The sequence below is a fragment of the Lysinibacillus sphaericus genome, assembly GCF_000600105.1.
Classification (GTDB): domain Bacteria; phylum Bacillota; class Bacilli; order Bacillales_A; family Planococcaceae; genus Lysinibacillus; species Lysinibacillus sphaericus.
The window spans coordinates 4,508,038-4,522,542 of sequence record NZ_CP006837.1; the positions used below are offsets into that span (position 1 = coordinate 4,508,038).

A 14,505-nucleotide genomic window follows, 5' to 3' on the forward strand; every position below is an offset into this window, starting at 1 on the left:
ATTGGTTTTAAAATTAGCCTAAGCTAAATATTATTTTTGGATAGAAGCAACTACGCCAGCGCCTACAGTACGGCCACCCTCACGGATAGAGAATTTAGTACCTTCTTCAAGAGCGATTGGAGCGATAAGTTCTACTGTCATTTCGATGTTATCGCCAGGCATTACCATTTCAACGCCTTCTGGTAAGTTACAGATACCTGTTACGTCAGTTGTACGGAAGTAGAACTGAGGACGGTAGTTAGAGAAGAATGGAGTATGACGGCCACCCTCTTCTTTTGATAAAACGTAAACTTCAGCTTTGAAGTTTGTGTGTGGAGTGATTGAGCCTGGTTTAGCTAATACTTGACCACGTTGGATTTCTTCACGAGCTACACCACGAAGTAAAGCACCGATGTTGTCACCAGCTTCAGCGTAGTCTAATAATTTACGGAACATTTCAACGCCAGTTACAGTTGTAGATTTAGCTTCTTCAGCGATACCTACGATTTCAACTACGTCACCAACTTTAACTTGACCACGTTCAACACGGCCAGTTGCAACTGTACCACGACCAGTGATAGAGAATACGTCCTCTACTGGCATCATGAATGGTTTGTCAGTTTGACGTTCTGGAGTTGGGATGTAAGAATCAACAGCGTCCATTAATTCAACGATTTTTTCTTCCCATTCTGGTTCACCTTCAAGAGCTTTAAGAGCAGAACCTTTGATTACTGGGATATCGTCGCCTGGGAAGTCATATTCAGAAAGTAGGTCACGGATTTCCATTTCTACTAATTCTAATAATTCTTCGTCGTCTACCATATCACATTTGTTCATGAATACTACTAAGTATGGAACACCTACTTGACGAGATAAAAGGATGTGTTCACGAGTTTGTGGCATTGGGCCGTCAGCAGCAGATACTACTAAGATACCGCCGTCCATTTGTGCAGCACCAGTGATCATGTTTTTAACATAGTCAGCGTGTCCTGGGCAGTCAACGTGTGCATAGTGACGAGATTCTGTTTCGTATTCTACGTGAGAAGTATTGATTGTGATACCACGTTCTTTTTCTTCTGGTGCGTTATCGATATCAGCGTATGATTTAGCTGTACCACCCATTTTTTTAGAAAGAACTGTAGCGATTGCAGCAGTTAAAGTTGTTTTACCATGGTCAACGTGTCCGATTGTACCAATGTTAGCATGCGTTTTTGAACGGTCAAATTTTTCTTTAGCCATTAGAGATTGCCTCCTCGAAATTGTATGTTTTATTTAAAAATTTATAGAATGAATGCTGATAGAGAACGGGCCCATCCTCTATCCTGCAATCATAGCTTACAAATTAGTTATACTTTATGCAAGATGAAAATTCAATTATTCACCTTTATTTTTTTTGATGATGTCAGCAGCAATTGATTTTGGTACTTCTTCATAATGATCAAATGTCATTGAGAATACACCGCGACCTTGAGTTGCTGAACGAAGAGTTGTTGCGTAACCAAACATTTCCGAAAGTGGAACCATTGCACGAACAACTTGAGAGTTACCGCGAGCATCCATACCCTCAACGCGTCCGCGACGAGAAGTGATGTTACCCATGATATCACCAAGGTACTCTTCTGGAATTACAACTTCTACTTTCATCATTGGTTCTAAAATTACAGCATCACATTGTTTAGCTGCTTCTTTAAGAGCCATAGAAGCTGCGATTTTAAACGCCATCTCATTCGAGTCAACGTCATGGTAAGAACCGAATACTAATTTCGCTTTAATGTCGATTAGTGGGTAACCAGCTACTACACCGCGGTCAAGAGAGTCACGAAGACCTGCTTCAACTGCAGGGATGTATTCACGAGGAACTACACCACCAACGATAGCGTTTTCGAATTCGAAGCCTTTACCTTCTTCATTTGGAGAGAACTCAATCGTTACGTCACCATATTGTCCACGACCACCAGATTGGCGAGTGAATTTACCTTGAACTTTTGCAGAGCTACGGAATGTTTCACGGTAAGATACCATTGGAGCACCTACGTTAGCTTCTACTTTAAATTCACGGCGCATACGGTCAACTAAGATATCAAGGTGAAGCTCACCCATACCTGAGATGATTGTTTGTCCAGTTTCTGTGTCAGTGTGAGCACGGAAAGTTGGATCCTCTTCTTGAAGTTTTTGTAAAGCTTGACCCATTTTGTCTTGGTCAGCTTTTGATTTTGGTTCTACAGAAAGAGAAATTACTGGTTCAGGGAATTCCATTGATTCAAGAATAACTAGGTTTTTCTCGTCACATAGAGTATCACCAGTAGTAGTATCTTTAAGACCTACTGCTGCTGCGATGTCCCCAGCGAACACTTTAGAAATCTCTTCACGAGAGTTAGCGTGCATTTGTAGGATACGACCTACACGTTCACGTTTACCTTTAGAAGAGTTTTGTACGTATGAACCTGCATCTAATGTTCCAGAGTACACACGGAAGAAAGTTAATTTACCTACGAATGGGTCAGTCATAACTTTGAATGCAAGAGCTGAGAATGGCTCTTCATCAGAAGATTTACGTTCTAACTCTTCGTCACCATCAACTGAAGTACCTTTGATTGCTGGTACATCAACTGGAGATGGTAAGTAATCGATAACTGCATTTAACATTGGGCGTACGCCTTTGTGTTTGAATGCTGTACCACAGATTACTGGGTAGAATTCTACTGCGATTGTAGCACGACGGATAGCCGCTTTAAGCTCAGCAACAGTGATTTCTTCGCCTTCTAAATATTTTTCCATGATTTCTTCATCAACACTTGCAACAGCGTCGATTAATTTTTCACGGTATTCTTCAGCGATTTCGCGGTGCTCTTCAGGAATTTCACCTTCAGTTACTGCAGTACCTTTTTCATCGCCGTAGAAAGTTGCTTTCATTTCAACTAAGTCAATGATAGCAGAGAACTGATCTTCAGCTCCGATAGGTAATTGGATTGGGTGAGCGTTTGCTTGTAAACGTTCGTGTAGAGTACCTACTGAATACAAGAAGTCTGCACCTGTTTTATCCATTTTGTTAATGAATACGATACGTGGAACACCGTAAGTTGTAGCTTGACGCCATACAGTTTCTGTTTGAGGCTCAACACCAGATTGAGCATCTAGTACTGTTACAGCACCATCAAGTACGCGTAAAGAACGTTCTACTTCTACAGTGAAGTCTACGTGTCCAGGAGTATCGATGATGTTTACACGGTGGCCTGCCCATTGAGCTGTTGTTGCAGCAGAAGTGATTGTAATACCACGTTCTTGCTCTTGCTCCATCCAGTCCATTTGAGAAGCGCCTTCATGAGTTTCACCGATTTTGTGAATCTTACCTGTGTAATAAAGGATACGCTCAGTTGTTGTTGTTTTACCAGCATCAATGTGAGCCATGATCCCAATATTACGAGTATTCTCTAGAGAGAATTCGCGTTTCATTAGGTATTTCTCCTTCCATATTGGGCTTATGCTATGTTTAGATTACCAACGGTAGTGAGCGAATGCTTTGTTCGCTTCTGCCATTTTGTGCATATCTTCACGTTTCTTAACTGATGCACCAGTGTTGTTAGAAGCATCTAGAATTTCGTTAGCTAAACGCTCTTCCATAGTTTTTTCACCACGAAGACGAGAATAGTTAACTAGGTAACGAAGACCTAAAGTTGTACGACGTTCTGGACGTACTTCAACTGGTACTTGGTAGTTTGAACCACCAACACGGCGAGCGCGTACTTCAAGAACTGGCATTACGTTGTTTAGAGCAGCTTCGAATACTTCAATTGGATTTTCACCAGAACGTTCTTTAACTAGTTCGAACGCACCGTATAAAATCTTTTGAGAAGTACCTCTTTTACCATCAACCATCATTTTATTGATTAAACGAGTTACTAGTTTTGAATTATAAATTGGATCTGGTAACACGTCACGTTTGGAAACAGGACCTTTACGAGGCATGTGTTTTCCTCCTTTCGAATAATTATCGATTTTTTTTATAAACTTCGCCTAAAATGTCGTTATCACTACATTTCCACATCAGCTAGCATGATTGGAAATCGGTGATACCAACATCAGGCTCGTTATTTATTAACACTTAGCGTGTTAAATTATTTTTTTTCTTTAGGGCGTTTTGTTCCGTATTTAGAACGTGATTGTAAACGACCGTTTACACCAGCTGTATCAAGAGCACCACGTACGATATGGTAACGAACACCCGCTAAGTCTTTTACGCGTCCGCCACGGATAAGAACAACACTGTGCTCTTGTAAGTTGTGGCCTTCACCTGGGATATAAGCTGTAACCTCAATTTGGTTAGTTAAACGCACACGAGCGTATTTACGTAACGCTGAGTTTGGTTTACGAGGTGTCATTGTACCTACACGAGTACAAACACCACGTTTTTGAGGAGACTTAACATCAGTTAAAGATTTTTTAAATGAGTTATATCCTTTGTTTAACGCTGGTGATTTTGATTTCGTGATTTTAGATTGACGAGGCTTACGTACTAATTGGTTAATTGTAGGCATCGGTTTTTCCTCCCTTCATTCATTCACTATTAATACCACACATCCAGGTGGTTCATTTTTTGGGTAAAAACAAAGTCTTTGTGTTTTATACACAAAAACTAATCTACAGCAATAGCAACTACCGCAGCTCCAACATGGATTCCACAGGCTTTGCCTAGTTCCTTTTTGGACTCGACAAGAATAACTGGTATACCGATTTCTCTCGCGAAAGATATGGCCGAATCGGTTACCCAATTGTCTGCATCAAGTGCCACAAAAAGCTCTTTCACTAAACCAGCTTGCATTGCTTTTACTGCTTGCTTTGTACCAATGATTGTTTGACTAGCCCTTACTTTATCATAAGACATTTTCATATCCTCCGAAGTACAGACAGTTAACTATCAACCTTCAATATATTATCATTATCAATTTCTACTGTCAACTAATATCTTTAAAAAGTCCGAAGAGATGCGCTTTTGTCATCTCTTCGGAGCTTTCATTTAAGTTATTCAGCAGAAACTAGATCTTCTGCGTCAAGCTCATCTTTTTCAATGCGGATTTGACGGTAACGTTGCATACCAGTACCTGCAGGAACAAGTTTACCGATAATTACGTTCTCTTTTAATCCTAGAAGTTCATCACGTTTACCTTTAATTGCAGCATCCGTTAACACACGAGTTGTTTCTTGGAATGATGCAGCAGATAAGAATGATTCTGTTTCTAATGAAGCTTTTGTAATACCTAGAATTACAGGGCGACATGTTGCAGGGTTTTTGCCGTTTAGCACAGCATCTGCATTTGCCTCTGAGAATTGGTGAATATCTAATAATGAGCCTGGTAATAATTCTGTATCACCAGCTTCGATTACGCGCACTTTACGAAGCATTTGGCGTACCATTACTTCGATGTGTTTATCTCCAATTTCTACCCCTTGCATACGGTAAACTTTTTGTACTTCTTTTAGTAAATATTCTTGAACTGTTGAAACGTCTTTTACTTTTAATAATTGTTTTGGATCGATAGAACCCTCTGTTAATACTTGACCACGTTCGATTGCGTCACCTTCGATGACTTTTAGACGTGCATTATAAGGTGCTTGGTATTTACGAGTTTCTACATCACCTTGAACGGTAATTTCTTTTAGACCTTCACGGATTTCAGTGATATCTGACACCGTACCAGCAATCTCAGAAATAACAGATTGACCTTTTGGATTACGTGCTTCGAAAATCTCTTGGATACGTGGAAGACCTTGTGTAATATCGTCTCCGGCTACCCCACCTGTATGGAATGTACGCATTGTTAACTGAGTACCTGGTTCACCGATTGATTGAGCCGCAATAATACCAACTGCTTCCCCAACTTCTACTTTTTCACCAGTTGCTAAGTTCATGCCGTAACATTTTTTACATACACCATGTTTTGTATTACATGTAAATGCAGAACGGATTGTTACTTCTTCGATACCAGCTTCCGTAATAATACGTGCGATATCTTGGTCGATTAAGCCGTCTTTTTCTAAAATAACATCGCCTGTTTCTGGATGGAAAATCGTTTTCTTCGTATGACGACCAACAATACGTTCGTCTAACGCTTCGATTAGTTCTGTACCTTCCATTAACGCTCCGATTGTTAAGCCACGGTCTGTTCCACAGTCATCTTCACGAACAATGACATCTTGTGCAACGTCTACAAGACGACGTGTTAAGTAACCTGAATCGGCAGTTTTTAGGGCTGTATCGGCAAGACCTTTACGCGCACCATGTGTTGAGATGAAGTATTCCAATACTGTTAAACCTTCACGGAATGAAGACTTGATTGGAAGTTCGATAATACGACCAGCCGGGTTGGCCATCAGACCACGCATACCTGCTAACTGTGTAAAGTTAGATGCGTTACCACGGGCACCTGAGTCAGACATCATGAAGATTGGGTTTGTTTTCTCAAGCGACTTCATCAGTTTTGATTGAATTTCATCTTTCGCCGCACTCCAGCTAGAGATAACACGGTCATAACGCTCTTCTTCTGTGATGAAACCACGACGGAATTGCGCTTGAACTTTATCTACTTTCTCTTGTGCTATTGCTAAGATGTCACCTTTATCTGGTAATACCACGATGTCAGATACACCAACAGTGATACCAGCGCGAGTTGAATATTTGAAACCTAAGTTTTTCATACGGTCAAGCATTTTAGATGTTTCAGTAATGTGGAAACGTTTGAACACTTCTGCAATGATATTTCCTAAGAATTTCTTGCGGAATGGGTTTACAACAGGTACAGATGCAAAGTATTTGCGAAGTACCGCTGAACGTTGTGCGTCAACTTTACCTTTTTCATCTAATTGGTTGTAAGCAGCATCTGCTTCAAGCTCTGCTAGAGTTTCTTCGTCAATTGTTAAGTTTACGAAGTATTTATCTGGTGTTACTTGCTCTAAGTTGAAATCAGTCGGTTCGTTAATGAACGGGAATGATTCAGGCAAGATTTCGTTAAAGATTACTTTACCAACCGTTGTTAGTAAGAACATATTATTTTGTTCTTCTGTAAACGTTGGATTGTGCAGTGAACTTGCTTTGATCGCTATACGAGTATGCAAGTGAACATGGCCAGTATCATATGCGATTAGCACTTCGTTTGGTCCATAGAAAATCGAACCTTCACCACGAGCATTTTCACGCTCAAGTGTTAAATAATAGTTCCCTAATACCATGTCTTGAGATGGTGTAACAACTGGTTTACCATCTTTCGGGTTTAGGATGTTTTGTGCAGCAAGCATTAGAAGGCGAGCTTCAGCTTGTGCCTCTGCTGATAATGGTACGTGAACCGCCATTTGGTCACCATCGAAGTCAGCGTTGTAAGCTGTACATACTAACGGGTGAAGACGAATTGCACGACCTTCAACTAGTGTTGGTTCAAATGCTTGGATACCAAGACGGTGAAGCGTCGGAGCACGGTTTAATAGGACCGGATGCTCACGGATAACATCTTCTAAAACGTCCCATACGTCGTTGTTTAAACGTTCGATTTTACGTTTAGCAGATTTAATGTTATGTGCAAGACCACGTTCTACTAATTCTTTCATAACGAAAGGTTTAAATAGCTCAATCGCCATTTCCTTCGGTAGACCACATTGGTACATTTTTAAGTTTGGACCTACTACGATAACGGAACGACCAGAATAGTCTACACGTTTACCAAGTAAGTTTTGACGGAAACGACCTTGTTTCCCTTTCAACATATGAGAAAGTGATTTTAACGGACGGTTACCTGGTCCAGTTACAGGACGACCACGACGACCGTTGTCGATTAATGCATCAACTGCTTCTTGTAACATACGTTTTTCGTTTTGAACGATGATGCTTGGTGCACCAAGATCTAACAAACGTTTTAAACGGTTATTACGGTTAATGACACGACGATATAAATCGTTTAAGTCAGAAGTTGCAAAACGACCACCATCTAGTTGAACCATTGGACGAAGCTCCGGTGGAATAACAGGTAGTACATCTAAAATCATCCACTCTGGAGAGTTACCTGAGTTACGGAATGACTCTACCACTTCAAGACGTTTAATCGCACGTGTACGGCGTTGACCTTGTGCAGATTTTAACTCTTCTTTTAAAGAATGTGTTTCATCTTCAAGATCGATTTTACCAAGAAGCTTTTTAATGGCTTCTGCACCCATAGCAGCTTCGAATGTGTTACCGAATTTTTCGCGGTATGCACGATACTCTTTTTCAGAAAGTAATTGTTTACTTTCTAAGTTTGTAGCACCTGGTTCGATGACAACGTAAGATGCGAAGTAAATTACTTCTTCTAAAGCACGTGGAGACATATCTAAGATAAGACCCATACGGCTTGGAATACCTTTGAAGTACCAAATATGAGAAACTGGGGCTGCTAATTCGATATGACCCATACGTTCACGTCGAACTTTTGCACGTGTTACTTCAACACCACAACGGTCACAAACTACGCCTTTATAACGAACGCGTTTGTATTTACCACAGTGACATTCCCAGTCTTTCGTAGGACCGAAAATACGTTCACAGAATAAACCATCTTTTTCTGGTTTTAATGTACGATAGTTAATTGTTTCTGGTTTTTTTACTTCACCATATGACCAAGAACGAATCTTGTCAGGGGAAGCTAAACCAATTTTCATATATTCAAATTCATTAACGTCTATCAAGGAGCCTACCTCCCTCTAGTTATAGGTCTTTATAAAGACTCTTTTACGCAGCTCGACAATCGTTTGCCAAAATACCTTTTGACAAAAGATTAAAAATAGATTGTTTTCATTCGTAAAGAAAGTCGGGCAGGGCGTTAAATCCTGCCCGACTAATTTGAAAAATAAGTTTGACCATATTCACACGAATGTGAACTTATCCATTATTCAAAAGACTCTACTGGCTCTTCTTCTGTTTCTGGTTGTGGCGCAATGTTAAGTGCGTCAGCAGGTTGAAGATCTTCTTCTTCGTCTAAATCACGAAGCTCTACTTCTTCATCATTGATTGTTAACATTTTAACATCCATACCAAGAGACTGAAGTTCTTTAATCAATACTTTAAATGATTCTGGAACGCCTGGCTCTGGAACGCTTTCACCTTTAACGATAGCTTCGTATGTTTTCACACGACCAACAACGTCATCAGATTTAACAGTTAAAATTTCTTGAAGTGTGTATGCAGCACCATATGCTTCAAGTGCCCATACCTCCATCTCACCAAAGCGTTGTCCACCGAACTGCGCTTTACCACCAAGTGGTTGTTGTGTAACAAGTGAGTAAGGACCAGTTGAACGTGCGTGAAGTTTATCATCAACCATGTGTGCAAGTTTGATCATGTACATAATCCCTACAGATACACGGTTATCGAATGGTTCACCTGAACGTCCATCATACAGGATTGTTTTACCGTCACGGTTCATCCCTGCTTCTTCCATTGTTTCCCATACATCTTCTTCGTTGGCACCATCAAATACTGGCGTTGCCATATGAACACCTAAGTAACGAGAAGCCATACCTAAATGTAGTTCTAAAACTTGTCCGATATTCATACGAGAAGGTACGCCTAGTGGGTTTAACATGATATCGACAGGAGTACCATCTGGCATAAATGGCATATCCTCTTCCGGTAAGATACGAGAGATAACCCCTTTGTTACCATGACGTCCGGCCATTTTGTCCCCAACGCGGATTTTACGTTTTTGAACAATGTAAGCACGAACTAATTGGTTAACACCTGGTGGTAACTCGTCGCCGTCTTCACGGTTAAATACTTTCACGTCAAGGATGATACCGCCCGCACCATGTGGTACGCGTAATGAAGTATCACGAACTTCACGTGCCTTTTCACCAAAGATTGCGTGTAATAAGCGCTCTTCAGCCGTTAACTCTGTAACCCCTTTAGGCGTTACTTTACCTACAAGAATATCACCATCGCGTACTTCCGCACCGATACGGATAATACCACGTTCGTCTAAGTTACGAAGTGCATCTTCCCCAACGTTTGGAATGTCACGTGTAATTTCTTCAGGTCCTAATTTTGTATCACGAGATTCTGATTCATATTCTTCAATATGAACTGAAGTATATACATCGTCTTTTACAAGGCGTTCACTCATGATAACAGCATCCTCATAGTTGAACCCGTTCCAAGTCATGAATGCAACAAGTACGTTACGACCTAATGCAAGTTCACCTTTTTCCATTGATGGACCGTCAGCTAAAATATCACGAGGTTTCACACGTTCGCCAACTTTTACAAGTGGACGTTGGTTGTATGAAGTACCTTGGTTTGAACGAATGAATTTTTGTAATTTATATTTTGTTAAATCGCCTTTAACTTCTTTACCGTCGATTGTTTCAATGCGACGTACGTGGATTGAACGAGCTTCTACATGCTCAACAATACCATCGTATTTTGCTACTACAGCCGCACCTGAGTCACGTGCATCTACGTGTTCCATACCAGTTCCGACAAACGGAGCTTCTGGATTTAATAAAGGAACCGCTTGACGTTGCATGTTGGCACCCATAAGCGCACGGTTAGAGTCATCGTTTTCTAAGAACGGAATACATGCAGTCGCTGCAGAAACTACTTGTTTAGGCGATACGTCCATATAGTCCATTTGAGACTTGTTGAAAACAGTATTATCCCCACGGAAACGACCTACAACTTCATCGTTTACGAATGTACCATCAGGATTTAATAGTGAGTTCGCTTGCGCTACATAGTAGTTATCTTCTTCGTCAGCTGTTAAGTAATCAATTTGATCTGTTACTCGGCCAGTTTCGTGGTCAATACGACGATATGGCGTTTCAATGAAACCAAATTTATTTACTTTAGCGAAAGAAGATAATGAGTTAATTAAACCAATGTTTGGACCCTCAGGTGTCTCGATCGGACACATACGACCATAGTGAGAATAGTGAACGTCACGCACTTCGAAACCAGCGCGTTCACGTGTTAAACCACCAGGTCCTAATGCAGATAGACGACGTTTGTGCGTTAACTCTGCCAGTGGGTTTGTTTGGTCCATGAATTGAGATAATTGAGAGCTACCAAAGAATTCTTTAATAGACGCAATTACTGGACGAATATTGATTAATTGTTGCGGTACGATAGCGGCTGTATCATTGATAGACATACGCTCGCGCACTACACGTTCCATACGAGATAAACCGATACGGAATTGATTTTGTAATAATTCACCAACAGAGCGTAGACGACGGTTACCTAAATGGTCAATATCATCCGTTGCCCCTACTTGGTAAAGTAAGTTGAAGAAATAACTTACTGAAGATAAGACGTCAGCAGGTGTAATGTTCTTCACTTCTTCGTCAATGTAGGCATTGCCAATTACATTGATTTCTTTTTGTGCTTCATCTTTCGGAGCATAAATTTTAATAGATTGGATTGTTACGTCATCTTCAAGTACTCCGCCAACTTGTGATAAAGTGCGGTAGCCAATACCTTTAGAAGAATCCTCTAGGTAAGGTAAAATCTTATCTAAAGTACGACGATCAAGCACAGTGCCCTTCTCTACTAAAATTTCGCCTGTTTCTGGATCAACAAGCGTTTCAGCAATCGTTTGGTTGAATAAACGATTTTTGATGTGAAGCTTTTTATTCATTTTGTAACGACCAACATTCGCTAAATCATAGCGTTTAGCATCGAAGAAACGAGAGTATAATAAACTTTTCGCACTTTCTACTGTTGGTGGCTCACCTGGACGTAAACGCTCATAGATTTCTAAAAGTGCTTTTTCTGTACTTTCAGAGTTATCTTTTTCTAGCGTATTACGTAAATACTCGTTATCACCGATAATATCGATAATTTCTTGATCTGAACCGAAGCCTAGTGCGCGAAGTAACACTGTTACTGGTAGCTTACGAGTACGATCAATACGCACATATACTACATCTTTCGCGTCAGTTTCATATTCTAACCAAGCACCACGGTTTGGAATGACTGTTGCACCGAAGCCTTTTTTACCGTTTTTATCAGTTTTATCATGGAAATACACACTCGGTGATCGAACTAATTGCGAAACAATAACACGTTCAGCACCATTGATAATGAACGTACCTGTTTCTGTCATTAATGGGAAGTCACCCATAAATACATCTTGTTCTTTCACTTCGTCAGTTTCTTTGTTGTAAAGACGTACTTTCACACGTAATGGAGCTGCGTAAGTAACATCTCGCTCTTTACACTCATCGACATCATACTTAGGATCACCTAATGAATAATCGATGAATTCTAATGAAAGATTACCTGTAAAGTCCTCGATCGGCGAAATGTCACGGAACATTTCACGTAAACCTTCTTCAAGGAACCACTCGTAAGACGCCGTTTGAATCTCAATCAGATTTGGAAGCTCAAGCACCTCTTTAATACGCGCAAAGCTTCTACGCTGGCGGTGTTGTCCGTACTGAACTAGTTGACCTGTCAACTCATTCACCCCTCAATAAAGCGATATTAGGTCTTTGCAAAATCATCCAAATAGTGTATGATTTCGAAAGACAAAAAGAAAACGAGTCTTCAAAAGATCTCATTTTCGGTTAACTAAACTTATCTTGGCAAGTATACCCATATTAAATCATTCATATACCAAAAGGGCACACGACCTCAAAATAATATTTTTGCATTGTATCATATTATCATAGCCGTTTTGTCAAGTCAATATTTTATACATATTTCATTTATTTTTTTGCACGCACTATCCAGTAGCCTTTTTTCTTTTCCACAATATCCACTGCAGAAAATTTTTCCTCTAAATAGCTAACCGTTGATGGTGCACCTTGCTTCTTCTGAATTACTACCCAGAGCTCTCCAGAAGTCACTAACTTATCATAAGCACCGTCGTAAAAGCGGAAAACCGTTTCCTTTCCTGCGCGAATTGGAGGATTGGTTAAAATAGCTGCAGCTTTCGCCTCATCATCAACATTCGATAGTCCGTCACTTACAAATATACGTACATTTTGAACACCGTTTACTTGCGCATTTTTTTGTGAAAGCGCAACTGCCCGCTCATTAATATCCATCATGAATACTGTTCGCTCAGGATTTGCTTTGGCAATAGACAACCCAATCGGTCCATACCCACAACCTACATCGAAAATAGCACCATCCACAGCCGGCATTTGAAACGCATCTATTAATACACGGGATCCAAAATCTACTTCGCTTTTACTAAATACACCTGCATCCGTTTCAAAGGAAAACGTATGCCCAAGTAACTTGAACGTCCAGTGACGAGGTTTACTTTCAGTTTGAGGCTTACTTGTATAATAGTGATCTGACATTTTCACGCCTCCTCAGAATGAAGAAAAAGCTCGCCATAATGACGAGCTTCCTTTTGTATAAAAGTAATACGAGATTACTTAACTTCTACAGATGCGCCAACTTCTTCAAGTTTAGCTTTGATTTGTTCAGCTTCATCTTTAGAAACGCCTTCTTTAAGAGCTTTAGGAGCGTTATCTACAACTTCTTTAGCTTCTTTAAGACCTAAACCAGTGATTTCGCGAACCACTTTGATTACTTTAATTTTTTCAGCACCAGCAGATGCTAATACTACGTCGAATTCTGTTTTTTCTTCAGCTGCAGCAGCACCGCCAGCAACTACTGCTACTGGAGCAGCAGCTGTTACACCGAATTCTTCTTCGATAGCTTTTACTAAATCGTTTAATTCAAGAACTGTCATAGCTTTGATAGCTTCTAAGATTTGCTCTTTGTTCATTATAATTTCCTCCTAATTGGATATGTTTTAGTTTTTTGCGGTCAAGCCGCGGAAGTTATGCTACGTAAGAAATTACGCGCCTTGTTCTTCTTTTTGTTCTGCAACAGCTTTTGTTGCAAGTGCGAAGTTGCGCACTGGAGCTTGAAGTACAGATAAAAGCATTGAAAGAAGACCTTCGCGTGATGGAAGTTCTGCAAGTGCTTTAACATCTTCAACAGAAGAGATTGCACCTTCAATAATACCTGCTTTAATTTCTAAAGCTTCGTTTTTCTTAGCGAACTCGTTGATGATTTTAGCAGGAGCTACAACATCTTCAGTTGAGAACGCGATTGCGTTAGGACCAGTTAATACTTCGTTGATCCCTTCAACACCAGCAGCTTCAGCAGCACGACGAGTTAAAGTGTTTTTGTAAACTTTAAACTCAACACCAGCTTCACGAAGTTGTTTACGAAGTTCAGTCACTTGTGCAACATTAAGACCACGGTAATCCACTACCACTACAGAAGCAGCGCTTTGGAATTTTTCTGTGATTTCTTGCACTTGAGATTGTTTGTTTTCGATTGCTTTGCTCATGATGACACCTCCTATTAGAATGGGTCATTTATACCGACAAAAGAAAAGCCTCTGAGTCATATAGACACAGAGGCTGAAAGTCATCATCTTTAAAATAAGAATCCGAATTCCGATGTCCTCGGTAGGAACATTAAGTGACAAGTCACTCCTACTGTCTACGGTACAAATGGATGATTCACAACAGCATCCATCA

Annotated in this window: 10 protein-coding genes and 1 other annotated feature; all 10 genes read right to left on the reverse strand. The window is 40.3% G+C overall.

The genetic code is table 11. The annotated features are described in order from the left end of the window. Window positions 1–30 precede the first annotated feature (30 nt). Window positions 31–1,218 carry an elongation factor Tu gene (gene tuf / locus T479_RS21930; RefSeq protein ID WP_024364376.1) on the reverse strand — a complete coding sequence of 396 codons (1,188 nt, stop codon included), beginning with the start codon at window positions 1,216–1,218 and terminating at the stop codon, window positions 31–33. 135 nt (window positions 1,219–1,353) lie between these two features. Then, complete coding sequence (fusA, locus tag T479_RS21935) at window positions 1,354–3,432, reverse strand: elongation factor G (protein ID WP_025220845.1); 2,079 nt, start codon at window positions 3,430–3,432, stop codon at window positions 1,354–1,356. Window positions 3,433–3,474: 42 nt separating this feature from the next. Further along, the gene (gene rpsG, locus T479_RS21940) at window positions 3,475–3,945 is read right to left on the reverse strand and encodes a 30S ribosomal protein S7 (protein WP_024364378.1); all 471 of its coding nucleotides are present in this window, start codon (window positions 3,943–3,945) and stop codon (window positions 3,475–3,477) included. 149 nt (window positions 3,946–4,094) lie between these two features. Beyond that, window positions 4,095–4,514, reverse strand: a complete 420-nt coding sequence (gene rpsL, locus T479_RS21945) for a 30S ribosomal protein S12 (protein ID WP_010860613.1) — start codon at window positions 4,512–4,514, stop codon at window positions 4,095–4,097. 98 nt (window positions 4,515–4,612) lie between these two features. Next, window positions 4,613–4,861: a ribosomal L7Ae/L30e/S12e/Gadd45 family protein gene (locus T479_RS21950; protein WP_024364379.1), complete on the reverse strand. Its 249-nt coding sequence runs from the start codon at window positions 4,859–4,861 to the stop codon at window positions 4,613–4,615. A 137-nt stretch (window positions 4,862–4,998) separates the two neighbouring features. After that, the gene (gene rpoC / locus T479_RS21955; RefSeq protein WP_025220846.1) at window positions 4,999–8,685 is read right to left on the reverse strand and encodes a DNA-directed RNA polymerase subunit beta'; all 3,687 of its coding nucleotides are present in this window, start codon (window positions 8,683–8,685) and stop codon (window positions 4,999–5,001) included. 200 nt (window positions 8,686–8,885) lie between these two features. Continuing rightward, a complete protein-coding gene (gene rpoB, locus T479_RS21960) occupies window positions 8,886–12,461 on the reverse strand; it encodes a DNA-directed RNA polymerase subunit beta (RefSeq protein ID WP_172583030.1) in 3,576 nt (1,191 codons plus the stop codon). 241 nt (window positions 12,462–12,702) lie between these two features. Next, on the reverse strand, window positions 12,703–13,305 hold the full coding sequence (locus tag T479_RS21965; protein ID WP_025220847.1) for a class I SAM-dependent methyltransferase: 603 nt from the start codon (window positions 13,303–13,305) through the stop codon (window positions 12,703–12,705). 74 nt (window positions 13,306–13,379) lie between these two features. After that, on the reverse strand, window positions 13,380–13,739 hold the full coding sequence (rplL, locus tag T479_RS21970; protein WP_010860618.1) for a 50S ribosomal protein L7/L12: 360 nt from the start codon (window positions 13,737–13,739) through the stop codon (window positions 13,380–13,382). A 72-nt stretch (window positions 13,740–13,811) separates the two neighbouring features. Continuing rightward, window positions 13,812–14,312, reverse strand: coding sequence for a 50S ribosomal protein L10 (rplJ, locus tag T479_RS21975; protein ID WP_024364383.1), 501 nt, complete (start codon window positions 14,310–14,312; stop codon window positions 13,812–13,814). A 32-nt stretch (window positions 14,313–14,344) separates the two neighbouring features. After that, window positions 14,345–14,491, reverse strand: a sequence feature (ribosomal protein L10 leader region). Window positions 14,492–14,505 lie beyond the last annotated feature (14 nt).